Origin of the sequence: Paractinoplanes ovalisporus (assembly GCF_016834655.1) — a bacterium.
Lineage (GTDB): Bacteria > Actinomycetota > Actinomycetes > Mycobacteriales > Micromonosporaceae > Actinoplanes > Actinoplanes ovalisporus.
Window position 1 is genome coordinate 1 of sequence record NZ_JAENHP010000019.1, and the last position, 25,994, is coordinate 25,994.

Below are 25,994 nucleotides of genomic sequence, written 5' to 3' on the forward strand. Positions count from 1 at the left end.
CCGACCTCGCCGCCCACGACCCCGAACATCTAGCCGCGGTCGCGGCCGAACTCAACAGCCGCCCCCGCATGACCCTCGACTGGGACACCCCCGCCGAACGCCTCGCTAAACTCCTCAACACCGACCGCGTTGCAACGACCCCCTGAAACCGCCGAGGGTGGGGGAGGTGGGGGCGGAACTGTATACCCAGATATCCAGGGTGCTGTTGGCGGGCCGTATCCGGGAGGCAGCGGCGGGGTGGCTGACAAGATTCACTTTCGGGGAGCTGCGGGTGTCGGAATCGGGGTGAGCCGTTCGTTGGAAGGGCGTGCAAGCAGGATCGCTGAGAGGGGAGCGCCCGATGTTCATCGACCGCCCAGGCCTGGCCCGCCGCATGTTCGAGCTGCTGGAGCCGATCTGTCTGGTCACGTTCTTCGCTGACGAGTGCAACGAGGAGCTGGCCGCGCTCGGGCACCGCACCTACTGGGACGGCTACTTCGCCAGCCGGGCCGCGCCGCTGGGGTGGGTGCCGGCTCAGGTCGTGCACGCGGCCTTCTACAGCTTCGCCGAGGGTGAGGCCGCCCGGCACATCCCGAGCGCGTGGGAGAAGATCCCGCCCGAGGCGTCCGTCGCGGCGCGGGAACGGGGCAGTGCCGCCTCGCTGCGCCGGATCCTGGGCGACGAACTGGCCACCTCGGCCGGCCTGGGGCGCGCCGCCGACCTGGTCACCAAGGCCGCGACGAGCGCACCCACGAACGGCCGGGTCATGTACGCCGGGATGCGCACCCTGGCCGTGCCGAGCGACCCGGTGGCCCGGCTGTGGCACTCGGCGACCATGCTGCGTGAGCACCGCGGCGACGGCCACGTGGCCGCGCTGGTCGGGGCGGGCATCGGCGGCACCGAGGCGCACGTGATCAGCGCGCTGGCCCACGGCATCTACCCGGCGGAGTCGTTCGGGCGCATCCACCACCTGCCCGAGCAGCGGCTGGCCGCGGTCATGGACGGGCTGCGCGAGCGCGGGCTCATCGACGCCGACGGCCGGTTCACCGACGCCGGCCGCGAGACCCAGCAGCGCATCGAGGCCCTGACCGACGAGCTGGCCACCCCGCCGTACGACGCCCTCACCCCCGGCGAGCTCGACGAGCTGATCGCCGCACTCGAGCCCCTCACCGCGACCCTGGTTGCCGCCGGGTCACAGTGAGGGCGGCGGCCGCTCCCAGCCCGTGCGGGTGCTGCCTACCCGGCCGTGCGGGTGCGCCTTCCTACGGGGTTCGGGTCAGGCGCCACCAGACCGACGGGTCACCGGTCGCGGAGTCGGCGCGCAGGTCGACCCGTACGCCGGAAGCCTGCACCGAACCGACCGCCTGCCCCGCGGTCACCGACGCGCCCGGCGCCGAGGTCGTGACCTTCACCGGCACCGTCAGGCCGGGCCAGCCGACCACCTGGAGCGGCTTCACGGGCCGGACCGTGCTCGTCGCGCCCCAGGCCGTGCGGACCTCGCCCACCGGATCGGCCGGCAGCAGCGTGTACTGCTTCACGGTCTGGCGCACCGCCTTGAGCAGGGCCTTCACCTCGCGGTTGACGTTGGCCAACTGCTCCGGCGTGTGCAGGCCGGGCTGGTTGAACACGGCCCCGACAATCGTGAGCTTGCGGCCGCCGACCGTGAGGTACGCCGAGAACAACAGGTTGCCGCCGGCCTCGTCGGTCGACCCGGTCTTGATGCCGAAGACCCCCTCCACACCGAGCAGGTCGTTGTAGTTGCGGATCTTCCCGGCGACCGGGATCCGCGCGTCGGGCAGCGCGACGATCTCGGCGAACACCTCCATCTTGAGCGCGGCCCGTCCGAGCTTCACCTGGTCGGAGGCCGTACTGATGGTGGTCGGCAGATAGCCACTGGGATCGGTGTACTTGGTGTCGGTCATGCCCAGCTCGTCCGCCGCCGCGTTCATCTTGTCGACGAACGCCGCCTCCGACCCCGCGTCCCAGATGGCCAGCTGGTGAGCGATGTTGTTGGCCGACGGCAGCATCAGGGCTTCGATGGCGTCACGCTCGGTCAGCTTCTCGCCCACCTGTACGGGCACGAGCGACTGGTTGCTGGCGATACGCGAGTTGTAGTCGGCCACGTCGGCCGCGGTCACGGTGAGGCTCGGCCCTTCCTCGTCGCCCTTGAGCGGGTGATCACGAAGAATGACGTACGCGGTCATGACCTTCGCGACGCTCCCGATGGGCGCCGCATCCTCGCGGCCGGACCCGCCGAGCCGTCCCAGCCCTTCGATCATGAGCTCGGCCGACCCTTGTTCCGGCCACGGCAGCGACGGAGCTTCCCCCGGAATCCGCATGCTGGCCGCCACCGTGGTGGCCAGAGTGGCTACCGGAAGCGCTCGCGTGAGCTGAACCCCGGCTCCGCCGCCCACAAGCCCCAGAAGCAGAACCACGGCCACGAGTACGCCGACAAGCCGCCCCCGCCGACGCCGAGGCCGGCCATCCGCAGCCGCACCACGTACGCCCGAACCACCGGTTCCGCCGCCCGCCGCGCCCCCTCCGGCGACAACGCTGCCCGCCGCAGCGCCGCCGTAGGTGCCGCTCGTCTTGGCCGGGGCCGCACCCCCGTAGACCCCCGCTTGCCCACTCCCGCGGCTCTGTGCCGGCGCCGCACTCCCATAAGTCCCGTAGGTTCCAGGAGACGTAGGCGGCGCCTTCGAGCCATAGGTCGCCGGCGTTGCCCCGGCACGCGCTTGCGGCGCCGCACTCCCGTAGATCCCCGCCCGCGCCGACGGATCGTCCTTCGGGCCCTGGCCGGGCGACCCCGGTTTAGCGCTGCCGTAGGTGCCAGGCGACGGGGGTGCCGTGTTCCCCTGGGTTGGGGCCGGCGCTTCGCTCGTACGGCCTTGGGCAGGTGCGGTGCTTCCGTACGTTCCGGGGGCCTGGGCCGGACTCCCGTAGGTGCCAGACCGAGCCGAGGGGCCGCCACTCCTGGACCCACCAGCAGACGTGGAGGCCGGGGGAGTCGTGGCCCGGCCTGGTGGCGTGGTCGTCGGAGGAGGTTCGGCCTGAGCGCTTTCCGAGGTGGGAGTGGCCGGCGGCCTGGGCGCCGGAACGGGCATCCGACCCGGAGCCCCATCAGCCGGAGGTCGCTCAGCGGGAACCGCGACCGCCCCACCTGATCCCGCCTTGTCCGAAGCCTGCTCACCGGCCTTCGGCTTGCCCTCGGCGGTCGCCGGTGGGGTGCGATCCGCCTCCTTCGCCGGATTCAGAGTGATGGCCCTGGTGGCATCCGGGTCCTGCGGGTCTGAGGTACGGGCTGAGCTCGGTCCCGCGGAATCCCGTGAACTCGGGCCGTCAGCGCTCGACTTTCGCTCGGGTGTTGTCGGGCGGTCAGCCTCGGCCGGTGTCGACGTTCTCGCCGTGCGGGGGCGTGGAGCGGGTGTATCAGCGAGCGTCGCGGCCCGGGCCGGTTTCGGGGGCGCTGCGGTCTGCGCCTCTCGTGCCGGCGGGCCGGGAACAACGGAGATGGGCGCCGTGAGGTCAGGATCGTCGGCGGCCGCCGAAGTCGTTGCCGAAATGGGACCTGCGCCCGGTCCCGGACGCGTGTCCGGTGAGCCGCCCGGAGCGGGGCGCACGCCCGGCGAGCCGTCCGGTCCGGGGCGCGTGTCGGGCGAGCCGACCGTACCCGCGGCGGGGCGTGGATCCGTACCCCCGGAAGCCGGACGATCGGACGCCCGCGGACCGGCATCTGAACTCGTGGTGGGAGCCGGTGACGAGGGCTTCTGAGCTGGCCTTCCGGCCGGTACCGCTATGGACGGGGCGGGAGCAGCAGGCGACGCCGGAGCGGGGATGGCCTCGGTGGGCTCGTCCGTCGCCGGAGCGGGGATTTGCTGGGTCTCGTCGGTCGGCTTGGCCGGCTGCGTCACTACTGCTCCCTCCAGCCCGGCTGCCCGGGCGCAGGGGCAAGTATCGCCGGGGCGCGCCACTCCGGCACGGCGGGCCTGAACCAAGGGGGTCCACCTGTCGTGTGAGTGATTGCGCGATCACCCGGTCGCCCGCTAAAGAAGATTCACACCTCGGGGAGGGCCGGATGATCACCGCAACCCCACCGCGCGTCCGCCGCACCGGTCAGGCCGTGACCGCGTACGGGCTGCTCTGGGTCTTTTTGCTGCTCAACCTCGCGATTGTCGAGTTGATGCTGGCGAACCCGAAGACCCCGGCCCACAACACGCTCACGTCGATCGGCCGGATTCTCGGTCTGCACCTCGCGTTCGTGATGGCGCTCCAGCTGCTGCTCATCGCCCGGCTGCCCTTCCTGGACCGCCGTCTCGGCATGGACCGGCTCACCGCCTGGCACCGCTGGACCGGCTTCACCATCTTCTGGCTGGTGCTGCTGCATCCGACATTCGTGATGCTGGGCTACTCGCAATTCGACAAGATCCCGTTCCTGAGCGAGATCCCCAACCTGGCCAAGCAGATGCCCGTGCTGCTCGGCATGATCGCCGCCGTGCTGGTCGGGATCATCGCGGTGACTTCGGTGCGGGCGGCGCGCCGGCGTTTCTCGTACGAGGCCTGGCACACGATCCACCTCCTCGTCTACATCGTGGTGGTGCTCGGCGTGATCCATCAGGTCTACGAGGGGAGCGCCTTCAAGACCAACAACTTCACCCAGGCGTACTGGTGGGGCCTGTGGACCTTCGCCATCGGCGCGCTGCTCACCGGCCGCCTGTTCCTGCCGCTCGCGCGAAACCTGCGCCACCGTCTGCGAGTGGCCGCGGTGATCGCCGAATCCGACGACGTGGTCTCGGTGCACATCACCGGCCGTAACCTGCACAAGCTGCACGCCCGCGCCGGCCAGTTCTTCCTGTGGCGGTTCCCCGGGCACAACCGCTGGTGGCAGGTCAACCCGTGGTCGCTGTCGGCCGCCCCCGACGGTCACTCGCTGCGACTGACCGCAAAGGCGATCGGCCGTACGAGCGCGGGCCTGCGCGAGCTCCCGGTCGGCACGCGGGTGTTCGCCGAGGGCCCGTACGGTGCCTTCACCGCCGCCGCCCGCACCCGCCAGGACACGCTGCTGATCGCCGGTGGCATCGGCGTCACTCCGATCCGCGCGCTCTTCGAGGACGAGACGCTGGCCGGTGACATCGTGGTGCTTTATCGCGTACGCACCCCCGCCGACGCCGTGCTCCTGGGCGAGCTCCGCAACCTGGCCCGCCTGCGGAACGCCCGCCTGCACCTGCTGACCGGCCGCACCACCGAGGGCAACCAGCCGTTCAGTCCCGACAACCTGCTCGCCTTGGTCCCCGACATAACCGAGCGCGACGTGTACGTATGCGGCCCGGCCCCGATGACCAACGAGGTGCTGCGCAGTCTCCGCACCTTGCGGGTCCCCGCCCGGCAACGTCACGCCGAGCTGTTCCGCCTGGCCGCCTGACAGCGTTCCCCGTGGCCGACAGGCTCAGCCGCGATCACCGGTGGACCGCGCCCGGACCGTCTCGCTTCGTCGCGGTGGCGGCCGGTCCGTGCTCGGGCCGACCTGCTCAGCCGTGATCGCGGTAGGAGCGTGCCCTCACGAACCTGCTCAACCGCCCGACCCCTGTTCTTCATCGCCAGTCGAGTTGTCGCCTGTCTCGGTGTCCCGCCGAGGCGCCGAATCCGACCCTCACGAACCCCGCCGGAAGCCTCTGTGGACAACCGAATGATGGCACCGCCGACCGCTACGGCGTACGGGACGTCTACAGCGGCCACAACGAGCTGGCCAACTTCGGCCCGCCGCCGGACGACAGGACCATCGCCGTGGCGGTCTCGCAGGCGCCGAGCGGTGAGGTCGACGCCACCTTCGGCGGGTGCGAGCGGGGCGGCCGCCTCTCCAACAACTCCGGCGTCGGCAACGAGGAGACCGAGGCTTTCCCGTACGTCTGCCGGCAGCTCCCCGCTCCGTGGAATCAGATGTGGCCCGGGCTGCGGCATTTCTCCTGAGAAGGAATGATCGGGGGCATGACGACGGATACCGCGCACGTGGCCGAGCGCATCGATCGGCCGGTCAACGACGTTTACGCGTACGTCTCGAACCCCGCCCACCTGACGACCTGGGCGCCCGGGCTGGGCAGTTCGGTCGAGCAGGTCGACGGTTCCTGGTATGTCCAGTCGGACGTCCTGGGCCGCGTGAAGGTGGACTTCGCTCCGAAGAACGGGTTCGGGGTGCTCGACCACGTCGTGACGCTGGAGACCGGGGAGCAGGTTCTCAATCCGGTGCGCGTGGTCCCGTACGGGGAAGGCTCTGAGATCGTCTTCTCGGTGCGCCGCCCGCCGGGCACGTCGGACGAGGCGTTCGCGCGGGACACCGGGGCGGTGACGGCCGACCTGGCCCGCCTCAAGGACATCCTCGAGAAGGGGAACTAGATCAAGCGGCGCGGTGTCTTCCCGAACATGAGGATGGTTGCGGCGCTGGTGGGCGCCCTGCTGCTGGCCGGCTGCTCCGGAGCCGACGACACACCCGGAAACGGGTCGAGCGCGTCGGCCGACACGCGCGGGAGCGGGTCGAGCGCGCCGGCCGACACGCCCGGGAGCGGGGCGAGCGCAACGCCCGGGCGCGGGTCAGGCGGCACGCCCGGAAGCGGGACAGGGGGCACCCGCGTGGACTGCGCACACGACATCGGCGGACGGCCGCCCGACAACAGCTACCGCCTCGTCCTCGACGCGGTCGCCCTGCCCACCGGCCGGCTCCAGACGGCCGGGTCGGGAGAGCCGGGCCGCCTGTTCGCCAAGACCGGCCTGCTCGTCCGGGCCGGCACCGAGGTCGAACTGACGGCCACCACCGAGGACGTGACGATCGGCTGGGGCAGCCCCGGCCCGGAAGCCACGACGATCACCGTCCCGGCCTGTCCGAGCGCCGCCGGCTGGCTGGCCTTTCCCGGCGGCTACCACGTGCCGAAGCCCATGTGCGTCAACTTGATCGTCCGAGCCCACGGCCGTGAGGAACGCGCGGAAGTACGAGTCGGCGCCGACTGCTGACACGCCCGGCACCGCTTGCTGACACGCCCGGGCGCCGCTTCCTGACACGCCCGGCGCCGCCTGCTGACACGCCCGAGCCGACGTGCGCGGCGGGCGTGTCAGTCCAGGTAGCGCTCCGCGACCGCCGCCGGCTGCTCGGTGATCCGCCGCTCATCCAGGTTGCGGGCCAGCCGCAGGTACTGGGCGTGGGCCCACGTCAGCGGAGTCGCCGAGAAGGTCGGCGTGCCCGGCGCACCCGGCCCCTGGCGGTCCCACACCTGCTCCGGAAGCATGCCCCCGGGCCCGGCGGCCCGAGCCATCGCGGCCAGGTTCCGGCGGGCAGCCGCGAAGTCTCCGGCCGCGATGTCGTACTCGCCGCGCTCCCCACTCAGCAGCGGCCACGCCCGGCCGCGGGTCAGCAGCGACCCGCCGGGCAGGTTGTACTCCCACTGGCTGCCGTCCAGCTTCTCGCCGAAGCCGTCGAACGACGCCCGATGCCAGAAGAACCCGTTCGGCGTCCGCACCCCCAGCTGCGCGTCCACGACCGACAGCGTGTTCACGACGTCCGGGTCCGAGGCCTTCAGGACCCCCAGCCGTACGAGGTCGAGGAAGCTCGGATCGACCACGCGGCGCTGATCGACACCGGTCGGCCCGCTGTCCCCGATGTCGTAGGTGGTGCCCGCGTCCGGCTTGCCGTCCTTGGTCAGCCGCAGGAAGTAGGGCCGGCTCGAATAGGGCCCGTTGGTCGTGACGGTCCACGACTTCAGTGCCGCCCGCCACGCGTCGGCGGTCGTGAGATAGCGCCGCGCCGAGGCGGTGTCGCCGTTCCTGACCGCCAGCTCCGCCGCGCAGACGAGCCCGGCGACGGCGGTGGCGATGGTGTTGGGGGAGTAGCCCGACTGGTTCTCCCAGCGTTCCTGCGGCGTGAACGGCGCTTGCGGATACGCCACCAGGAAGTCCGCCGCTTTCCTGACACCGCTCCAATGTCCGCCGTCGCCGAGCTGATAGGCGAGCACGATCGGCAACGCCACCTCGTCCAGCTGCAGACCCTCCCAGACGGGCGTTCCGTCCACGCGCGAGTTCTGCGGGAACGAGCCGTCCGGCTTCTGCTGCACCTCGAACAGGAACTGCAGCGCCCGTTCCGCCCCCGCCCGATCACCGGCGGCCAGCAGCCCCGGTCGCGATCTGGTAGAGGTCACGCGACCACACCAGGTGATAGGGCCCCGACGGGTCATCCGTGCCGAATGCCCACGGCGAGGCCGGCGCCGCCACGTACGCACCCGGATGTGTCTTGTCCTCAGCCGCCGCGAGCACCAGCGCCGACGTGGTCCAGAGCCGCCGTTGCGCGCCGGTCAGCCCATGCGGCGGCTCGCTCAGCCCGGCCAGATAACCCTTCCATCCGTACGTGTAATCGCCCGCGACCTTCCCGAAGCCGTCCCGCAACGAGGCCCGTGCCGTGGCCAGCGCTTCGGCCTCGCCACCGCCGAACGAGAGGGCCAGCGTCGTGTGCTTCGTCCGCAGCTCGGCGGTCTGCACCAGACTCCCGGCCGCCGCCGACCGGTAGTGCCAGTCCATCCGCCCGTCCCGCAGATCCGTACGGCCGTCGCTGACCCCCGCGAACCCACTGGACGTGCCCGCGAAGTTTCCCACCAGCGCACTGGCCACCCCGCCGTCCGACGCCACCAGCCCACCGTCGACGCTGCGCCCCGCATCGCCGCCACGCGAGTTCCCAAGAGCCGGGTCATAGACGGCGTAGAGCCCGTGCCCACCACCCCCACCGAACGCCAGGTCGACCAGCACCGTCGACCGCGCCGGATCGGTGACGTAGTCGGCCGTCAACCGCCACCCGTCCCCGTCGAAGACCTGCCGGAACCGCAGCCCGTCAACCCGCTCGGTGCTCACCTTCCGCGCCGCCGCCACCCCACCCCGGCCCGTCACCACGAACTCCAGGGCTCGCGCGCCGGGCTCGCCGATGGTCGGGTAGAAGATTTCCCCAAGACCACCTTGACGCTGCACGGTGGCCCAGACCTTGCTGACCGCCGTACGAGACGTCAGCAGCCCCGACTTCGACGCCGGCAGGTACTGCTGATCAACCCCAGGAGCTCCCGGCGCACCCCACCACCCGGCAGGGGCGCAAGCCCCATAGCGGCCACCAGCACGACAGGCATCAATGGCGTCATCCCCTGGGTCTACTCCCACGGCTTCTAGATCGCATCCGTCCGGGAAGAACGGGGGCCGAGCGTCCCGGCGACACGAGCTTGACCCGGAACGACAGGAACCGGCTCCGCACCGCAAACTCCAGGTCGACCGGCTGCCGCGCCGGGGCGGGGACGGCAGTCGTTTTCGCCGGCCTCGACACCAGCCTTGCTTGGTAGGCCTCGCTCGCAATCGTGAGGAAGTGCTGCTGGCGCTTGGTGAGACGCGGGCTCGCAAACCAGTTCGCACCCTCGACCGACCACCAGTCCATGGCCAGGTCCTCCCGGAAGACACCGTCGAAGAGGGACCGGAGCGTGGGCGGGTCGATGTTCCCGATCTCCCACAGCGTCGACCAGTAGGCGACCCACTGGTTGAGGACCATCAGGCGGCGGGCCTCGACGTCCGGCTTCCCAGCTTGAAGCGGGACAGCCATGCGGGGGTCGTCGATCGCGATCATCGACAGCTCGAAGTGGCGTTGCCGTAACACCATCGTCTGCGTGAGCCGTACCTGGCGCCACTGCAGCAGCAGAGAACCGGCGATGCCGCAGAATGCGAGGCCGGACAGGATGGCGGAGATCCCGCCATATGCCTGTCCGACCTCGGAGAGCTGGTGCCAGTCCTCAGACCGGCCGATCAGTGAACCCAGCAGTCGGGGCGACGTGACGATCAATGCAAGGAAGCCGCCGAGTCCGGCCGCCGCAACAAGTGTGAGAGCCCGACGCTGCCATCCAGTCCGGTGAATTCTCCTCATGAAGCATGGTTGCCCGGCGCACCACAGCCGGCCTCAATGAGTGAATCCCGGTAGGCGACGATGAGGGCTCCGGTTCAAGGGCGTGAGTGGTGCCACTGGGTCGTCGGCATGTGGCTTCCCCGTGCCATGGGCGACAGCAGTACCGTGAACAGTGATAGTGCTACCGCGGCCGCGAACAGGCTCCACAAGAGAGTTCTCACCGCAGCAAGCATGACTGCCTTGGGGATGACAACAATGCGCTCGTAGTCGGCCACGCCGGAGCCGGGCGGAAGATGATTTTGGAGTTCGTCGGTGCGGTTGGTGCCGATGATCGCGAAGTTGCCGTCCTGCAGCCGGAAGACCGCGGGGCAGGTGATGTTGTTGGAGCAGTCCGCGTGCCGCCTGTCCAAGCGACGATCGATCGGCGAGGTGGGTAGGGCGCCGTTGGTGTGCATCTTCGGTGACACAGCTGGTTCCTATGGGTTCGGATTGATGGCGGCGTCTGGCCAACGTTCGGGCGTCGTGACAGTGACCGTAGTGTCCTATATATGACAGATTTAGTGATATGTGCCCTTGGAGAGTTAGATTCGTAGGTTTGTCGTGTGGTGCCAGTTCAAGATCACATTGAGCCCGGACCGTTCCGGTGGACAGTTGCGAGTGGGCGGGTAAGGCTGGTCGAAGCGCTTCCGATGGGTTGAGAAAGAGGGAATGACGATGCAGTACCGGCAGCTCGGCCGCACCGGCCTGAGGGTCTCTACGTTCACTCTGGGCACCATGGGGTTCGGCGGCACCGGGTGGGCTTCTCCGGTTGGCAAGATCGATGTGGCGGGGGCGCGGGAGCAGATCGCGATCGCCAAGGATGCTGGGGTCAACCTCATCGACACCGCTGATGTCTACTCGGCGGGGCTCAGTGAGGAGATTCTGGGCGAGGCCCTGGGTGACTCGCGCGACGACGTGCTGATCGCGACCAAGGTGCGGATGCCGATGGGGGACGGGCAGAACGACGCCGGTCTGTCGCGGCACCACATCATCCGGGGCGCGGAGGCCAGCCTGCGGCGGCTCGGCACCGACTACATCGACCTGTTCCAGGTGCACGAGTGGGACGGGCACACTCCGCTGGAAGAGACGCTGACCGCGCTTGACGATCTTGTTCGTAGCGGCAAGGTGCGCTACATCGGCTGCTCCAACTATGCGGCCTGGCAGATGGTCAAGGCGCTCGGCATCTCCGACGCGCGGCAGATCGAGCGCTTCGCCAGCACGCAGGTGTTCTACTCGCTGGTCTCGCGGGACATTGAGGCCGAGATCGTGCCGGCCGCGGTCGACCAAGGGGTCGGCATCCTGGTCTGGAGCCCGCTCGCGGGTGGCCTGACCTCGGGCAAGTACCGGCGCGGGGTGACCGCCCCGGAAGGCAGCCGGCACCTCTCCGAGTGGAGCGAGCCGCCGATCGCCGACGAGGACAAGCTGTACGACACCATCGAGGTCGCCGTGAAGATCGGGGAATCGCACGGGGTGTCGGCGGCGCAGGTGTCGCTCGCCTACATCGCGCAGAAGCCGGGCGTGACCTCGCTGATCGTGGGGGCGCGCACGCCCGACCAGCTGCGCGACAACCTGGCCGCGGCCGATCTGGAGCTGACCGCGGACGAGGTCAAGGCGCTCGACGACGTGAGCGGCGAGCCGCTGCGCTACCCGTTCTGGCACCAGCGCAACACGAGCTCCGACCGGCTCAGTGCTGCGGACCTGACGCAGATCCAGCGGCACCTGTAGAAGAAGACGTCAAAGGGCCGCCCCGACGCCGGGGCGGCCCTCCACCGTGCTGGGTCAGGCGAGAACGGAGTCGATCTCGACCGAAGGGAGGCCCAGCGCGGCGCCGACCGACGCGTTGGTCAGCTGGCCGTCGTGCACGCTCAGGCCGGCGGCCAGGGCGGCGTCGGCGCGCAGCGCGTCCTTCCAGCCCAGGTCGGCCAGGCGCAGCGCGTACGGAAGGGTGGCGTTGGTCAGGGCGTACGTGGAGGTGTTGGGTACCGCCCCGGGCATGTTGGCCACGCAGTAGAACACCGACTCGTGCACCTTGTAGACCGGGTTCTCGTGGGTGGTGGGGCGCGAGTCCTCGAAGCAGCCGCCCTGGTCGATCGCGATGTCGACGAGCACCGCGCCCGGCTTCATCCGCTTCACGAGCTCGTTCGACACCAGCGTGGGGGCCTTGGCGCCGGGCACGAGCACCGCGCCGATCACCATGTCGGCCTCGATCACCTGCTGCTCGATGGCGTACGAGGACGAGACCAGCGTCTTGACCCGGCCGCCGAACTGGGCGTCGATCTGGCGCAGCCGCGCGATGTTCAGGTCGAGGACGGTGACGTCGGCGCCCATGCCGAGCGCGATGGTGGCCGCGTTGACGCCGGAGACGCCGCCGCCGATGACGACGACCTTGGCCGGGCTGACGCCCGGAACCCCGCCGGGGAGCACGCCGCGGCCGCCCGAGTTGCGCATGAGGCTGTACGCACCGACCTGCGGGGCGAGCCGTCCGGCGACCTCGCTCATCGGGGCCAGCAGGGGCAGCGACCCGTCGGCGAGCTGCACCGTCTCGTACGCGATGGCGGTGGTGCCGCTGGCGAGCAGGGCCTTGGTGCCGTCGGCGTCGGCCGCGAGGTGCAGGTAGGTGAACAGCACCTGGCCCGCGCGCAGCCGGTGGTACTCGGCGGCGATCGGCTCCTTGACCTTGAGCAGCAGGTCGGCGCGGCGCCAGACGGTGTCGACGTCCTGCACGATCTCGGCGCCGGCGGCGATGAAGTCCTGGTCGGTGATGGCCGAGCCGACGCCCGCGCCGGCCTGGATGAGCACGTCGTGGCCGCGGCGCACGAACTCGGCGACACCCGCGGGGGTGATCGCGACCCGGTACTCGTGGTTCTTGATCTCTGCCGGCACACCGATGTGCATGACGTCATCCCTTCGTCGTTGACATCAGCGTGAAACGATGTGCTGTTTGAACGCAATGCGACCGCATAAGATTCTGTGCAGACGATGTGAACAGAAGAAGATGCCAGCAGTGGGGGCGAATTGACCGACGTACCGAAGGATCTTCGAGCTCTTGATCACACCGACCGTGAGCTGCTGGCGCTGCTCGAGGTCGACGGCCGCATGCCCAACAACGCCCTCGCCGAGCGCGTCGGCATCGCGCCGAGCACCTGCCTCACCCGCATCCGGAGGCTGCGCGAGATCGGCGCGATCCGTGGTTTCCACGCCGACGTCGACCCGGCCTGGATCGGCCGTCCCATCCAGGCGATGATCGCGGTGCGCATCCGCTCGGAGTCGCGCGACGCGATCGGCAAGTTCGCCGAGTCGCTGGCCGGCATTCCCGCCGTTCGCGACGTGTACTTCGTCTCCGGCTCGTACGATTTCCTTCTGCACGTCGCGACGGTCGATGTCGAGGACCTCCGCGAAGTGATCACCGAGCGCCTCAGCGGCACCCGCCTGATCGCCGGCACGGAAACGTACCTGATCTTCGAGCACCGGCGAGGCAACTCCTGATCACCGCCCTGCACCCGGCCCATTGCTCAGCCCCGGCGCCGGTCAGCCGACCGTTCACCCGTGACGGGATGTAGCCCTTTCACTTGTGAAGGACACGGGATATGTCGGACACACTGGTCGCGGAGCGCGCCGCCGAGGAGCGGCGTCTGGCCGCCCTGCGCAACTACCGCGTGCTCGACACGGCGCCCGAGAGCGACTTCGACGACATCGCCGTGCTCGCCGCCCAGCTCTGCCGCACCCCGATCGCCGCGGTCTCGCTGATCGACGCCGACCGCCAGTGGCACAAGGCGCAGGTCGGCATCGAGGTCTGCGAGGTCTCGCGCGAGCACTCGTTCTGCACTCACGCCATGTATTCCGACGAGGTCATGCAGGTGCCGGACGCCCGCCTCGACCCCCGTTTCCGCGACAACCCGCTGGTCACCGGCGACGCCAACATCGTCTTCTACGCCGGCGCCCCGCTGATCAGCTCGACCGGCGAGCCGCTGGGCAGCCTGTGCGTCATCGACCACGAGCCGCGCCTGCTCACCCCGGCCGAGAGCCAGGGGCTGCGGACGCTGGCCCGGCACGTCATGGCCCAGCTCGAACTGCGCCAGTACGCCCGCGGGCTGGACGCGGCCAACGAGCGGCTGCGTGACGCCGACCGGATCAAGGACGAGTTCATCTCGCGGGTCACCCACGAGCTCCGTACGCCCCTGACCTCGATCAACGGTTATCTGGAGATGCTGGCCGAGGACGGCCTCGAGCCGGGCACGGGCGAGGAGTTCCTGACCCGCATCCGGCGCAACTCCGACCGGCTGATGGCGCTGGTCGACGACATGCTGCTGGCCGCGCAGGCCGAGCTCCGCCTCTCGAAGCGGGTGATGGACATCGCGGAGCTCTCCCGGGCCGCGGTCGTCCGCAACAGCACACTGGCCCACTCCCGGGGCCTCGAGATCACCGCCGAGGCGCCCGAGCCCGTGCTGGTCGAGGCGGACGAGGCCCGGCTCATCCAGGTGCTCGAACGCCTCGTGCTCAACGCGGTCAAGTTCACCACCAGTGGCGGCATCACCGTGGGCGCGACGGCCTCGGGTGACATGGCGCGGCTGGTCGTGCGGGACACCGGGATCGGGATGAGCGCGGAGGACCAGCAGCGGGTGCTCGCGCCCTTCCGCCGCTCGGCCGACGCCGAACGCCGCGAGGTGCAGGGCGCCGGCCTGGGGCTGAGCATCGTCAAGGCGATCGTCGACAGCCACGGCGGATCGATCCGCATCGAGAGCGAGCCGGGCCGGGGCGTCACCGTCGTGGTCGAGCTGCCTCGGGTCACCGAAATTCTATAAGCGCTGTTACATTTTTCCGGTGGACCTTCTCGACAGCAACCACTGGAGCGACCTGCACGCGCTGCTGGCCGAGCTCGACCAGGACATCGCGGCGCTCTACACCGACGCCGGCATCGAGGGCATGCGCACCCGGTTCGTCGGGCCGCTCATCGCCCTGCACCGGTTCGGGCCGATGACCATCCGGCAGCTCGCCCAGCGCCGCGGCGTGTCGCACTCGGCCATGAGCCAGACCGCCGCCGCCATGATCAGAGCCGGGTTCGCCGAGAGCGCCGTCGGAGCTGACGCCCGTACGCGGGAAATCGCTCTGTCGGCCCGCGCCCGCGAGATCATGCCGTTCCTCGTCGACGAGTGGAGGGCGACCGAGGCCACCGTGCGGCAGTTGGATTCCGAGCTCCCGTACGCCCTCAGCCAGGTCACCGCCGACCTCCGCGCGCTGCTGGAGGCCCGTCCCTTCGCCGAGCGCCTGCGTTCCCAGCTGCCGTGAGGGTCCTGACCGACCTGCGGCCGTTGCGCGAGAACCGCACGTTTCGCCGTCTCTGGCTGGGGACGACCGCCTCCGGGCTCGGCGGACAGTTCGGGGCCTTCGCCGTCACCTTCTACATCTACGACCGCACGCACAGCGCCGCCGCCCTCGGCCTCGTGGGGCTGGTCACCGCGGTGCCGCTGATCGTGCTGGCCCTGGCCGGCAGCGGGTTCACCGACCACGTCGACCGGCGCCGCCTCGCCCTGAACTGCACCGCGGCCGAGATCGTGGTGACCGCCGCCATGACGGTCGTCGCCTTCACCGATGCCGGGGGCGTGCCGGCCATGCTCCTGCTGGTCGCCGTTCAGTCATCGCTGTCGGCCCTGGTCGGCCCGGCCCGCCAGACCTTCGTGCCCGCCCTTCTGACCGGGGACCGCCTGGCCGCGGGGCTGGCCCTCAACGGGCTCTCGTTCCAGGTCGCGATGCTGCTCGGCCCGGCCCTCGCGGGCGGGCTCACCGCCGTCGCCGGGGTCGGCTGGTGCCTCGCGTTCGACACCCTCACCTTCGTGGCGGCGCTGGCCGGGCTGGCCGGGCTGCCCTCCGGCGGGCCGGCCGACTCCGGCGCGCCCGGCTGGCGGGCGGTCGCGGCCGGTCTCTCGTACGCGGTGCGGACCCCCACCGTGCGCGGCGCGCTGCTGGCCGACCTGGCCGCCACCGTGCTCGCAATGCCGGTGGGCCTGTTCCTGGTGCTCAACACCGAGAGGTTCGGCGGCCGGGCCGAGATCGTGGGCCTGTTCACCACCGCGGTCGCGGTCGGCGGTGTCGCCGCCTCGATCCTCTCCGGCTTCGCCACCCGGCAGACCCGTCCCGGCCGCCTGCTGCTGATCTGTGGCGCGATCTGGGCCGTCGCCCTGGGCCTGGCCGGGGTGACGGGCAGCCTGCTGCTGGTCCTGGCGTTGCTGGCCCTGGCCGGTGGGGCCGACACCTGGGCCGTGGTGTCGCGGGGCACGGTGATCCAGACCGTGACCCCGCCCGGCTACCGCGGCCGTATCTCCTCCCTGGAACACATCGTGGGCGTGGCGGGCCCCCAGATCGGCATCCTGCGCTCGGGACTGGTCGCGGCGGCCACCTCGGGCGGCGCGGCCCTGACCCTGGGCGGCGTCACCGCTCTGCTGGCGACCGGCCTGATCGCACTGTCCACACCGCAGCTCCGCGCTTTCAAGAGTCGCTAGCGGCCGGTGCAGGTGGTCGGGGCCTCGCCGTCCACGCGGTCGACCAGCACGGTGTCGAGGACCGCTCCCAGTTCGGCCGGCTCCACGCCGTACTGGTCGCTGCGCCCCTCGTGGAAGTCTGTGGCCGCGCTCATCGGAACCACGCTCAGCCGGACCTCGTAGCGCTGCCCGGACGACTCGTTGCCCTGGCCGAAATACTGGGCACCCTCCCACGAGCTGAGGCCGGCCGGCTCGTCCCAGTCGTGGACCATCCGGCTCGGTCATCCCAGCCTCCGTGGCGGCAGATCGCCGAGATCGGCCCGGGTGACCGCGCCGTACTCCACGGCCCATCGGGCGAGCGCGAGCCGCAGATCGACCCGTACGTCCGGTGACAGCAGCCCCGGCACTCCGGCCGCCGACAACCGTTCCCGGACCTCCTTGACGACGTTGCGGGCGTAGTCGTGGGTGAGCCCGAGCCGGGCCGCGATCTCGCCGGTGGTCCGCGGCCGGGCGTCGTCGCCGTTGCGCGTCAGCAGCGGCTCGCAGAGGGCGATCAGCGCCCGCCGCTGGGACGGGGTGAGCAATGCTGCCTTGTCCCGTCCGGCCCGGCGCCCGCCGAGGCTCAGCGCGCGATGGCCGACCAGGTCGCGGTCCTCGGCGCCACGGGTCGGTGGCTCGCGCGGGTCGGGGACCACCGGCGCCGGGTGGAGCAGGCCACCGGCGTCGACCCGGACGCTCACCGGCTCGTCGTCGCGCCCGGCGAACACCACGTCGAAGACGGGACGGCCCACCGAGGTGCCGGCCTTGCCCGGGGCGACGCGCTCGTCCTCGCCGGCCGGGGGCCGGATCGCCAGCGGCTTCTGCTCCGACTGGTTGAGGACGACCACCATGTCGGACCCGACGCGCAGCAGGCACGCGTGCCGCGAGATCTCGTCGGGCGCGAGCCGCAGGTCGCAGTCCTGGCCGCGGCCGATCGTCAGGGAATCGCCCGGCCGCAGCGCCCAGCGCTGCCCGCCGTAGCTCACCAGGACCCCACCGGTGATACCACTCATGGCCCGTGTCCTCCTCGACGACCGCCAAGCCGAGGCGCAGCGTAGACCGGGCTCACGCATACCGGTCAATTCGATCTTCGTCACCGTGTGTAAGGGGCTGAGCTGGGAAAATGCCCGCCAGGAAGATCGAGAGTGACGATTCTGTCGCCAACTCGACTCAGAGAAGTGACGCGACCCGGAGCGTGGCCGGACGCTCTCCGTGACCCCCGGTGGTGCCGGAGCCGGCGGCGGCCCGCGCCCGCAGTCCACCTGATCATGTTCTGAGGAGCGCCGGGCAGGTACCTTGTGTCGGGCGCGTCCTCCGATCGCGCTGGGGAGGTGGCATGGGATGACTACGGAGCGGAATCGGGCCAGCGGGCGACCGACCCTCGAAGAGGTCGCCGTGCGTGCCGGCGTCGGTCGGGGCACCGTGTCCCGGGTGGTGAACGGCTCGGCCCAGGTCAGCCCGCGGGCGCGGCAGGCCGTCGAAGACGCCATCCAGGAGCTCGGCTACGTGCCCAACCGGGCCGCCCGCACCCTGGTCACCCAGCGGACCGACTCGATCGCCCTGGTGATCTTCGAGTCGGGCGAGCGGTTCTTCGCCGAGCCGTTCTTCGGGCGCATCGTGCAGTCGATCTCCTCGGTGCTCGTGGCCCGCAACCTCCAGATGGTCCTCATGATCGCGCAGGCGCCGGAGGAGCGCCGCCGGTTGGAGGGCTACCTGACCCGTCAGCACGTCGACGGCGCGCTCCTGCTCTCGCTGCACGGGGACGACCCGCTGCCGGCGGTGCTCGAGGAGCGGGGAGTCGCCACCGTCCGGGCCGGGCGTCCCACGTACGCGGAAAGGGGCACCTACGTCGACGCGGACAACCGGGCCGGCGCGCGCGAGGCCGTCTCCTACCTGTGGTCGCAGGGGCGCCGCCGCATCGCCGCGATCACCGGGCCGCTCGACATGGCGGCCGGCATCGCCCGCCTCGAGGGCTACCGCGACGTGGTCGGCGACGGTCCGGTCGCGTTCGGCGACTTCAGCGAGGAGTCGGGCGCGGCGGCCATGTGGCGGCTGATCGAGCAGTACCCCGACCTCGACGCCGTCTTCGCCGCCTCCGACATGATGGCCGCGGGTGCGCTGCAGGTGCTGCGCCAGCACGGGCGCCGCGTCCCCGACGACGTCGCCGTGATCGGCTTCGACGACTCGGTGATCGCCCGGCACACCGATCCGCCGCTGACCAGCGTCGACCAGCCCATCGCCGAGATGGGCCGCGAGATGGTGCGCCTGCTGCTCGCCAAGATCGACGGCGACGAGATCGGCGACAGCGAGATCGTGCTCCCGACAAGCCTGGTGATCCGCGGTTCGGCCTGAGAGTTATCCACAATTCTGGACTGTCCACAGCACGGCCATGGTGGGGCTCCCTAGATCGGCCGATCCTGGGATAATTGCTGGTGGCGGGGGACCCCCGGTGGAGGGCGGGCCCCTGTGTTGGGCGTGTTGGGCGTGTCTTGGCGTGGCGGCTCGGCGGTGGGTTGTGGCGGGCCGGGTCACATGCCGGCGGCTCGGTCCAAGTCGGCCAAGCGGGAGCGCAGCTGGGATGCCTGGGACGACGACAGGCTGCCCTCACCGGCGCGGTCGTTGACTTTGCGGCGCAGGGCGTCGATCCGGCTGTCGATGTTGTCGGCGTCCGGGTTGTTCAGGGGCTGCAGCAGGTTGAGCAGGTCGGTCTGCACGTCGGAGCGGATGTCGGCGCCCTCGACCGCGCTGCGGAAGCGGCTCACCGCGTCGTCGAAGTCGAGCGTGGGGGCCGGCTTCGGGGTGGGGGAGAACGACGACGGCGTGGTTGTCCGGGGGCTGACGGGAGTGCGCAGGGGCGCGGCCGACGGCGAGACTATGACCGCGGGCGGCGGGGGCTCGGGGGCGGCGGTCTCGTCGCCCTCGCGGGGCCAGTTGATGGCGACCAGTGCGCCACCGGCCGCGGCGATCAGGGCCACCACCGCGGCGCCGAGCACCCAGCGCCGGGTCGGCGAGGGAGTCAGCGCGACCGTCGCGGCCGCCGCCCGGCCGGGGGTGTAGGCGCGTCCGCCCGCGCGGGACGGGAGGTCGGGAGTAGTGGAACGGGCGCCCGTCGGGCGGAGCGGTGCGGTTCCCTGGTGGGCGCCCGTGCCGTTCATCGGGTGGGCGCCGCTCGGGCGGTTGGCGGGGGCGGGAGCCGTGGAGTCGTCCTTGAGCCACAGTGCGGTCAGGTCGAAGCGGATCTCGTCGGCGCCGGGGCGTTCCTCGGGCAGTTCGGCCAGGCAGCGCCCGACGATGTCGCGGAACCGGGGCGGCAGCTGGGCGGGCAGCTCGCGGGGGCCGGTGGCCCGGGCCGCGGCCAGTTCCTCCCACGTGTCCACCGGGTAGGGCGGGTCGCCCGTCACCATCTCGAACAGCAGCACACCCAGCCCGTACACGTCGGTCGCGGGTTCGGCCGGCATGCCGTCGAGGCGTTCCGGGGCGACGTAGGCGGGGGTGCCGAACGTCGAGCCGGTGTCGTCGTCGTCCGGCTCGCCGGCGGTCGCGCTGATGCCGAAGTCGAGGATCTTGATGCCGTTGGGGGTGAGCATGACGTTGCCGGGCTTGATGTCTCGGTGTACGACGCCGTTGGCGTGGGCCGCGGCCAGCGCGTCGGCCACCGCGGCCCCGATGCGGGCGGCTTCGGGCAGTTCGATCGCCTCGCGTTCGAGCCGGGCCGCCACACTCTCGCCGGCCAGCAACTCCATCACCACGAAGGGCGCGACCGTCCCGTCCGGACGGACCGCCTCACGGTAGTCGTGGACGGCCGCGATGTTGGGGTGGGAGAGCTTGGCCGCCATGCGGGCCTCGCGCCAGACGACCTGGGCGCCCAGGGGCAGCTTGACCGCCACCGGCCGGGCCAGGAGTTCGTCGTCGGCGCGCCAGATCGTCGACATGCCACCGGTTTCGAGGAGCGTGACCAGGCGGTAACGCGCCGCCAGCAGGGTTCCCGCATTCGGCCACTCTTCGCTCACCCGCAGAACATTCGCCCGGATCGTGACGGGTGTCAACACCTGTTACCTGGTGTTACCAGCCGGGGTCGTCTACGTCCACGGCGATGTAGTCGATGTCTCCGGCGAAGTAGTCGCAGCCCACATCGACCTGGTCGCAGTTCGTCTTGCCGCCGATCGAGATGGGCCACGAGTTCGCGATCGTTCCGGTCCAGCCGGCGCGGGAAGCGACCACGCGCTGGTCGACGATCAGGGTCACGCCGTCGCGGGTGCGCTCACAGCGGACGGTGTGCCACTGCCCGTCGTTGATCGGCTTGGGGGCGGTCACGAGCAGCGACGTGCGGGAGCCGCGGAACCAGCACTGCACCCGTCCGTTGGGGATCTGGAGTTTGAAGCTGCCGCCCGGGACGGTGGCCTGTCCCTTCTGGACGATGTTGCCGAAGTGGTCGCGGGTGCGCAGCCGCATGCCGATGGCGTAGTCGCGGTCGCCGGGGTCGAGCCGGTCGTCGTCGGGGACGATCACCACGTGGCCGGGCCTGGTGGGCGGGGTGTCCGGCTCCAGCCGTTCGAAGCCGTACGCGATGCGGTCGCCGGACCGGAGGCCGACCGCGACGTCACGCCCGATGCGGCCGTCGAAGCCGTGCCCGGTGACGTCGCGCATGGTGCGGGAGCCGGGCGGCTCGTTCATGGTCCAGTAGGCCAGCTCGTAGTCCGGTGAGGCGGTGGCCGCGCCCCCGCTGGTGGCCAGCAGGCCCAAGGTGGCCATGGAGACAACCCAAAAACGTCGCTTCTTCATGGCTCATCCCCAATAGCGTTTTATTTCCAGATATGACGTTTTGATCCTACGCAGGCCGGATCGTGCCTGTACAGGCGTGGTGCGGATTCGCTCGGTCGCCGGACATCGTTGGGAACCGCGTATGCGGATGTCATGATGTGACCGGTCGCGCAGGGGAGGAGTCGAGGCAGCGGTGGGGCGCTTCGAGGCGAAAACGGACGAGCATGCCGGTCACGTGCGCGTGACCCTGGCCGGCGACTGCGACCTCGCGGTCCGCGACCAGCTGCACACCGTCCTGGCCGACGCGCTCGGGTCGTCCCCGGTGGTCGTGGTCGACCTCGGGGCCGTCGAGTTCCTCGACTCGAGCGGCGTCCACGCGCTGATCGTCGCCCACCACGCGGCCCGGGCCCGGGGCGGCCGGGTCACCGTGGTCAACGCGACCGGCGCCGTCGCCTCCGTCCTCGACATCACCGGCGTGGCCGAACTGCTGGGCCCCCAAGACGTCCCGGCGCCGCCGGAGCAGGCACGAGCCGACGGATGAACGCCCGGAGCTTCGAGACCTCGTACGCGGAACCGGGCGACCTGGCCAAGGTGCGTGCGTTCGTCCGGGACCGTTCGACCGGCCTGGGCCTGCCCGAGGAACGCGCCGAACTGCTCACCCTGGCCGTCAGCGAGCTGGCCACGAACACGCTGCAGCACACCGCGGGCGGCGGCGTCGTGCGTCTGTGGGCCTCGGACGGCCGCGTGATCTGCGACGTGATCGACGGCGGGCCGATCCGCACGCTGGGCCGGACGATGCCGGCCGCCGACGCGCTGCGCGGGCGCGGCCTGGCGATCGTCGAGAGCATCTGCGACGAGGTGGGCGTCGAGACGGCCGGAGACGGCACCCGCGTCCGCCTCGAGCTCAACCTCAAAGCGAGCTGAACCCCGTCAGTCGACGGCCACCAGCAGTGTGCACGTGTCGTCGCCGGGGCTCGGCCGGGTCAGGCGGACGACCAGCGCCGCCATCTCGGCCGGGTCGTGCGAGGCCGACGCCAGCCGGTCGAGCACCTCGGGCAGCAGCGGTGGCCCGCTGCGCCGCTCGACCAGGCCGTCGGTGTAGAGCAGCAGCAGGTCACCCCGGGCCAGCTGCGGGCTCAGGGTCGAATAGGTGGCCCGCTCGTCGGCGCCCAGCAGCATGCCCTCGGTCAGGGGCAGTGGCTCGGCCCGGCCGTCGCGGGCCAGCAGCGGCGCCGCGTGACCGGCCCGGCCCCACACCAGCGAGCGCGACACCGGGTCGAAGACGCCCAGCACGGCCGTGCCGGTCAGGCGCAGCTTGCCGCACAGGCGGTTGAGATGGCCGAGCAGCACCGCGGGGTCGTGCACGCCGATCGACAGCCACGCGATGAGCGCGAACCTCAGGTGCGCCATCCCGTTCGCCGCGCCCAGACCGTGCCCGGCCACGTCGCCCACCGCCAGCATCACCCGGCCGTCGGCCAGCTCCTCGGCGTGGTACCAGTCGCCGCCGACCTGGATCGTGTTCTCGGCCGGTAGATAGTTGACCAGCACGCTCAGCCCGGGCAGCGGCAGCGGCTCGCGCGGCACCGGCTGGATCATGTGCTGGAGCTGGGCGGCCAGGCGGTGCTCGGCCAGCGCGGTCATCTCACGGCTGCGCAGCTGGTCACGGAGACGGTCGATGGCCGTACGGGAATCTTCCCGGGCCGTCACGTCCTGCACCACCGCGTTGATCTTCAGGGGCTGGCCGGTGGCGTCGCTGACCAGGTCGGAGAGAACGCGCAGATGCTTCACGGCCGAGCCGACCCGGAAGCGGACGGTCACGTCGGACGCGGCGCCGCTGTCCAGCGTCTGCCAGGCCGTCTCGCTCAGGCCACGGTCCTCGCTGAGCATCGCCGTCGCCTGCTCGGTGCGCGACAGCGGACCCAGCGCGGGGTCGCGCTCGAAGATCCGGTACATGCCGGGTGACCACTCGGTGGCGCCCGTGGTCAGGTCGTACTCCGACCATCCGAGGCTGCCCAGCAGTTCGGTGTTGTGGGCGCGCCGGCGGTCCTCGTCGAGCCGCTGCCACCAGACCAGCAGGCCGCCGAGCACCCGGTGGACGGTCACGTCGAAGAGTGAATGTGCGACGACGCCGGACTTCTTCTCGTCGTACCGGAAATCGGCGATCTTCCCCGGCTCGCCGGTGCGCAGGACCTCGAGGTAGATCTGCCAGAGCTCACCGCCGACGATGCTCGGGTAGAGCTCGCTGAGAAGCTCGTCGATCCGGCGGGCGCCACGGTGGTAGATGTCGTCGGCCGTTCCGCCCGCCGCCGCCACAAGGAAGTCCGTCACCGTGCCGTCTTCGCTGGTCACGGGCAGCAGCCACGAGCAGCCCGCCGGAATGACGGACAACATTTCCCGTACGACGCGGGCGACGTCAGCGTCGGCCATGCGCTCAGCGTAGTGGGGCCGGGAACGGCGTCGCGGTGACGCACCGCAGCCCCTCGCTAATCCCCTGTTGAGCTTGGTAGCATCCCGCGGATCACGCCAGCCCCGTGCGAGTGGGCGTATCCCCGGGCTCGCAAAAACGGAGGTCTATCCATGTCCGACAACCGCATGAAGGATCGTGTCAAAGTGCTGCTCAATGGGACATCAGCGGACAGCCAGACCTCGGAGCATGCCCTCGTCGCGCCGCCGCAGGGTCAGCAGCCCCAGCAGCAGGCCGCTCAGCAGCAGGCGGCCCAGCCCGTCTCCGCCGCCCCCGGGGGCGCTCAGCCCGGCAACCAGGCCCTGCAGGTGCTGACGCTCGCACAGCGTACGGCCGAGGAGCACGTGGCCCGGGCCCACCACCAGGCCGACAAGATCCGTACGGACGCTCTGGCCGCCGCCGAGCAGGTCGCCCGCGACGCCCAGGTGCACGCCCACAACGTCCGCCGCGAGGCCGAGAAGATCCTGACCGACGCGCGGGCCGCCGCCGAGCAGATCGCCCGCGACTCGCACGCGCGCACCGAAGAGGCCCGCCGCACCGCCGAGAAGATCGTCAACGACGCCCGCACGCAGGCCGAGACCGTGGGCGAGGACGCCCAGGCCAACGCCGACCACCTCAACCTGCAGGCCCGCCAGCGCTACGACGACGTCGTGGGCAGCCTCGGCGCCAAGCGTGAGGCCCTCCAGCAGCAGATCGAGGCGCTCGAGCAGTTCGACCGGGAATACCGCTCCCGCCTGACCACCTTCATGCAGGGCCAGCTGCGCGCCCTCTGGGTCGACCAGCCGCAGGTCCAGGGCGAGGTCGACCCCGACGCCGGCAAGCCCGAGACCGGCGGCCGGCACGGCGCCGACGCCGAGGACGCGGTTCCCGCGCAGCGGCACAGCGAAGAGGACGCCGTGGAATCCGAGGAGGAAGAGCGCGCCGAGCGCTGATTCCGCGCGAACAGGGCACGCTGGGTTATGGACTCACGTGCATCGGGGTCTTACCGTCGGTAGGTGCGTGGCTCGCCCGGGGCCGCGCCCGACGGGAGCCGTCGCATGGCCGAGTTCGTGGGACGCCGCGCCGAGCTGCGGGAGCTGCTCGGCGCCGCCTGCCGCGCCGGGTTCGTCATCCACGGCGTCGAGGGCATCGGCAAGACCCGCCTGGTCGCCGAGCTGCTGCGCCGCCTGGCCGCCGATCAGCTCGGCGGCCGCACTGTGCGGCTGCCGGGCACGGCCACCGCGGACGACCTGATGATCGCTCTCGGTGATCCGCAGGCCGTCACCGAAACGATCACCCTGGTCGTCGACGACCTCGCCACGGTGCCGATCCCCGGCGGGGGCGGCCGGGGCGAGCCGGTCGACGCCGGGCTGGCCGGATTCCTGGCCGCCTGGATCCGCGAGCCGGGCCCGCGCCGACTGGTGATCACTAGCCGCTACCCGTTCGCCCTGCCCGGCCGGGCCCACCGGCGCCTGGCCGAGCTGCGCCTGGGCCCACTGCTCCCGGCCGACGCCCGCCGGCTCATGGCCGCCCTGCCCGGCCTGGCCCGGCTCCCGGCCGAGCAGCAGACCCGGGCCTGGGCCTGCTGCGCCGGCCACCCGCGGGCACTGGAATACCTCGACACGCTGCTGTGCCACGGCGCCACCGGTTTCGCCGAGGTCGCCGAGCGACTGGAAGGCGTGCTGGCCGAGAACGGGATCCGGGAGCCGGCCGAGTGGATCCACCGCGGCGGCCCGCTGGCCGAGGCGATCACCGCCACCGTCGACGACGTGCTGATGCGTGACCTGCTGGAGCTGCGCTACGACGCGCGCCGGGCGGGCGAGACGGCACATCGGCTGGGCGACCCCGACGAGGCCTCCGGCCATCAGCGCCGGGCCCTGGCCATCGACGAACGACTGGGCCGGCGGGCCGGTCCGGCCGGCTGGGACCGGCTCGGCCTGCTGGCCGGCGAGGGCGACGGCGACGACCCGGCCGAGCTCGAGCGGGAGTTGCGACAGTCCCTGGCGGCCGACGCCGAGCGCGGCAACCGGGCCGCCATGGCCTCCGGCCTGCACCGGCTGGGCCTGGTCTGCACGCTCACCGGGCGGTTGCCGGCGGCGGTCGCGCTGCACTGCCGGGCCCTGGCCACCGAGCTGGCGCTCGGCTCACCCGGGTCGCCGCTCGAACTGGCCGAGCTCAGCCGGCTGCGGGCCGCCCTCGGCGACGACGAGTTCCGGCGGGCCGCGGCCGAGGTGCTGCCCGAGCAGTCGATGAACGGCCTGACCCGGATGCTCGACGCGTTCCTGACCGCGGGCGAGCACCGCTGCAACTGACCCCACCGGGCGCGACCAGAGCCTGGCCGCGGTCCCGCCTC

At 71.2% G+C, this 25,994-nt stretch carries 26 protein-coding genes and 1 pseudogene; 16 read left to right on the forward strand and 11 right to left on the reverse strand.

Annotated features, from left to right (window positions below):
• Both JIG36_RS38010 and JIG36_RS38015 read left to right on the forward strand, forming a co-directional pair.
• Nucleotides 1–146 (forward strand): annotated as a pseudogene (locus tag JIG36_RS38010) (IS30 family transposase); the annotation flags it as partial.
• Nucleotides 147–340: 194 nt separating this feature from the next.
• Entirely contained in the window at nucleotides 341–1,180 is an 840-nt protein-coding gene (locus tag JIG36_RS38015) for an SCO6745 family protein (RefSeq protein ID WP_236049053.1), read from the forward strand.
• 61 nt (nucleotides 1,181–1,241) lie between these two features.
• On the opposite strand, the gene JIG36_RS52700 is transcribed toward JIG36_RS38015, so the two are convergent.
• Entirely contained in the window at nucleotides 1,242–2,414 is a 1,173-nt protein-coding gene (locus JIG36_RS52700) for a D-alanyl-D-alanine carboxypeptidase family protein (protein WP_307873069.1), read from the reverse strand.
• A gap of 1,640 nt (nucleotides 2,415–4,054) precedes the next feature.
• On the opposite strand from JIG36_RS52700, the gene JIG36_RS38025 reads away from it, so the two are divergent.
• The 4 genes from JIG36_RS38025 to JIG36_RS38040 all read left to right on the forward strand — a co-directional run bounded on the left by JIG36_RS38025 (nucleotide 4,055) and on the right by JIG36_RS38040 (nucleotide 6,978).
• Nucleotides 4,055–5,398, forward strand: a complete 1,344-nt coding sequence (locus JIG36_RS38025; RefSeq protein ID WP_203381300.1) for a ferredoxin reductase family protein — start codon at nucleotides 4,055–4,057, stop codon at nucleotides 5,396–5,398.
• Nucleotides 5,399–5,760: 362 nt separating this feature from the next.
• Nucleotides 5,761–5,943 carry a hypothetical protein gene (locus JIG36_RS38030; RefSeq protein WP_203381301.1) on the forward strand — a complete coding sequence of 61 codons (183 nt, stop codon included), beginning with the start codon at nucleotides 5,761–5,763 and terminating at the stop codon, nucleotides 5,941–5,943.
• Between the two features lie 18 nt (nucleotides 5,944–5,961).
• The gene (locus JIG36_RS38035; RefSeq protein ID WP_203381302.1) at nucleotides 5,962–6,366 is read left to right on the forward strand and encodes an SRPBCC family protein; all 405 of its coding nucleotides are present in this window, start codon (nucleotides 5,962–5,964) and stop codon (nucleotides 6,364–6,366) included.
• Between the two features lie 27 nt (nucleotides 6,367–6,393).
• Nucleotides 6,394–6,978 (forward strand): hypothetical protein, encoded by a 585-nt coding sequence (locus tag JIG36_RS38040; RefSeq protein WP_203381303.1) that lies wholly within the window; start codon nucleotides 6,394–6,396, stop codon nucleotides 6,976–6,978.
• 98 nt (nucleotides 6,979–7,076) lie between these two features.
• Here the strand turns inward: JIG36_RS38040 and JIG36_RS52705 are convergent, their stop codons facing one another.
• From JIG36_RS52705 to JIG36_RS38055, 4 genes are all read right to left on the reverse strand, one after another.
• The gene (locus JIG36_RS52705; protein WP_307873070.1) at nucleotides 7,077–8,156 is read right to left on the reverse strand and encodes a glycoside hydrolase family 15 protein; all 1,080 of its coding nucleotides are present in this window, start codon (nucleotides 8,154–8,156) and stop codon (nucleotides 7,077–7,079) included.
• Complete coding sequence (locus tag JIG36_RS52710; protein ID WP_307873071.1) at nucleotides 8,113–9,156, reverse strand: hypothetical protein; 1,044 nt, start codon at nucleotides 9,154–9,156, stop codon at nucleotides 8,113–8,115. The genes JIG36_RS52705 and JIG36_RS52710 overlap by 44 nt, the downstream gene beginning before the upstream one ends.
• Nucleotides 9,134–9,904 (reverse strand): DUF6082 family protein, encoded by a 771-nt coding sequence (locus tag JIG36_RS38050; protein ID WP_236049056.1) that lies wholly within the window; start codon nucleotides 9,902–9,904, stop codon nucleotides 9,134–9,136. The genes JIG36_RS52710 and JIG36_RS38050 overlap by 23 nt, the downstream gene beginning before the upstream one ends.
• Nucleotides 9,905–9,978: 74 nt before the next feature.
• Complete coding sequence (locus JIG36_RS38055; protein WP_203381305.1) at nucleotides 9,979–10,350, reverse strand: hypothetical protein; 372 nt, start codon at nucleotides 10,348–10,350, stop codon at nucleotides 9,979–9,981.
• 241 nt (nucleotides 10,351–10,591) lie between these two features.
• Here JIG36_RS38055 and JIG36_RS38060 point away from each other — a divergent pair, with 241 nt between their 5' ends.
• Entirely contained in the window at nucleotides 10,592–11,647 is a 1,056-nt protein-coding gene (locus JIG36_RS38060; RefSeq protein WP_236049057.1) for an aldo/keto reductase, read from the forward strand.
• Between the two features lie 54 nt (nucleotides 11,648–11,701).
• On the opposite strand, the gene ald is transcribed toward JIG36_RS38060, so the two are convergent.
• On the reverse strand, nucleotides 11,702–12,817 hold the full coding sequence (ald, locus tag JIG36_RS38065; protein ID WP_203381306.1) for an alanine dehydrogenase: 1,116 nt from the start codon (nucleotides 12,815–12,817) through the stop codon (nucleotides 11,702–11,704).
• A 120-nt stretch (nucleotides 12,818–12,937) separates the two neighbouring features.
• Here ald and JIG36_RS38070 point away from each other — a divergent pair, with 120 nt between their 5' ends.
• The 4 genes from JIG36_RS38070 (at nucleotide 12,938) to JIG36_RS38085 (ending at nucleotide 16,419) form a co-directional block, all read left to right on the forward strand.
• Nucleotides 12,938–13,408, forward strand: coding sequence for an Lrp/AsnC family transcriptional regulator (locus JIG36_RS38070; protein WP_203381307.1), 471 nt, complete (start codon nucleotides 12,938–12,940; stop codon nucleotides 13,406–13,408).
• A 101-nt stretch (nucleotides 13,409–13,509) separates the two neighbouring features.
• Nucleotides 13,510–14,724 (forward strand): GAF domain-containing sensor histidine kinase, encoded by a 1,215-nt coding sequence (locus JIG36_RS38075; protein ID WP_203381308.1) that lies wholly within the window; start codon nucleotides 13,510–13,512, stop codon nucleotides 14,722–14,724.
• A 19-nt stretch (nucleotides 14,725–14,743) separates the two neighbouring features.
• Nucleotides 14,744–15,208, forward strand: coding sequence for a MarR family transcriptional regulator (locus JIG36_RS38080; RefSeq protein ID WP_307873072.1), 465 nt, complete (start codon nucleotides 14,744–14,746; stop codon nucleotides 15,206–15,208).
• Nucleotides 15,205–16,419 (forward strand): MFS transporter, encoded by a 1,215-nt coding sequence (locus JIG36_RS38085; RefSeq protein WP_203381309.1) that lies wholly within the window; start codon nucleotides 15,205–15,207, stop codon nucleotides 16,417–16,419. The genes JIG36_RS38080 and JIG36_RS38085 overlap by 4 nt, the downstream gene beginning before the upstream one ends.
• Here the strand turns inward: JIG36_RS38085 and JIG36_RS38090 are convergent.
• Both JIG36_RS38090 and JIG36_RS38095 read right to left on the reverse strand, forming a co-directional pair.
• The gene (locus JIG36_RS38090; protein ID WP_203381310.1) at nucleotides 16,416–16,670 is read right to left on the reverse strand and encodes a hypothetical protein; all 255 of its coding nucleotides are present in this window, start codon (nucleotides 16,668–16,670) and stop codon (nucleotides 16,416–16,418) included. The genes JIG36_RS38085 and JIG36_RS38090 overlap by 4 nt on opposite strands.
• Nucleotides 16,671–16,679: 9 nt before the next feature.
• Nucleotides 16,680–17,450, reverse strand: a complete 771-nt coding sequence (locus JIG36_RS38095; protein WP_203381311.1) for an FHA domain-containing protein — start codon at nucleotides 17,448–17,450, stop codon at nucleotides 16,680–16,682.
• A 328-nt stretch (nucleotides 17,451–17,778) separates the two neighbouring features.
• Here JIG36_RS38095 and JIG36_RS38100 point away from each other — a divergent pair, with 328 nt between their 5' ends.
• Nucleotides 17,779–18,789, forward strand: coding sequence for a LacI family DNA-binding transcriptional regulator (locus JIG36_RS38100; protein WP_203381312.1), 1,011 nt, complete (start codon nucleotides 17,779–17,781; stop codon nucleotides 18,787–18,789).
• 176 nt (nucleotides 18,790–18,965) lie between these two features.
• Here the strand turns inward: JIG36_RS38100 and JIG36_RS38105 are convergent, their stop codons facing one another.
• Nucleotides 18,966–20,447 (reverse strand): serine/threonine-protein kinase, encoded by a 1,482-nt coding sequence (locus tag JIG36_RS38105; RefSeq protein WP_203381313.1) that lies wholly within the window; start codon nucleotides 20,445–20,447, stop codon nucleotides 18,966–18,968.
• Between the two features lie 52 nt (nucleotides 20,448–20,499).
• The gene (locus tag JIG36_RS38110) at nucleotides 20,500–21,189 is read right to left on the reverse strand and encodes a laminin G domain-containing protein (RefSeq protein ID WP_236049058.1); all 690 of its coding nucleotides are present in this window, start codon (nucleotides 21,187–21,189) and stop codon (nucleotides 20,500–20,502) included.
• Nucleotides 21,190–21,391: 202 nt separating this feature from the next.
• Here JIG36_RS38110 and JIG36_RS38115 point away from each other — a divergent pair, with 202 nt between their 5' ends.
• Nucleotides 21,392–21,739: an STAS domain-containing protein gene (locus JIG36_RS38115; protein ID WP_203381315.1), complete on the forward strand. Its 348-nt coding sequence runs from the start codon at nucleotides 21,392–21,394 to the stop codon at nucleotides 21,737–21,739.
• Nucleotides 21,736–22,122 (forward strand): ATP-binding protein, encoded by a 387-nt coding sequence (locus JIG36_RS38120; RefSeq protein WP_203381316.1) that lies wholly within the window; start codon nucleotides 21,736–21,738, stop codon nucleotides 22,120–22,122. Before JIG36_RS38115 ends, JIG36_RS38120 begins: the two co-directional genes overlap by 4 nt.
• Nucleotides 22,123–22,128: 6 nt before the next feature.
• Here JIG36_RS38120 and JIG36_RS38125 read toward each other — a convergent pair whose 3' ends face one another.
• Nucleotides 22,129–23,625, reverse strand: a complete 1,497-nt coding sequence (locus JIG36_RS38125) for a PP2C family protein-serine/threonine phosphatase (RefSeq protein WP_203381317.1) — start codon at nucleotides 23,623–23,625, stop codon at nucleotides 22,129–22,131.
• A 150-nt stretch (nucleotides 23,626–23,775) separates the two neighbouring features.
• On the opposite strand from JIG36_RS38125, the gene JIG36_RS38130 reads away from it, so the two are divergent.
• Entirely contained in the window at nucleotides 23,776–24,594 is an 819-nt protein-coding gene (locus JIG36_RS38130; RefSeq protein ID WP_236049059.1) for a hypothetical protein, read from the forward strand.
• Nucleotides 24,595–24,657: 63 nt separating this feature from the next.
• Nucleotides 24,658–25,953 (forward strand): ATP-binding protein, encoded by a 1,296-nt coding sequence (locus JIG36_RS38135; RefSeq protein ID WP_203381318.1) that lies wholly within the window; start codon nucleotides 24,658–24,660, stop codon nucleotides 25,951–25,953.
• The last annotated feature ends 41 nt before the right edge of the window (nucleotides 25,954–25,994 follow it).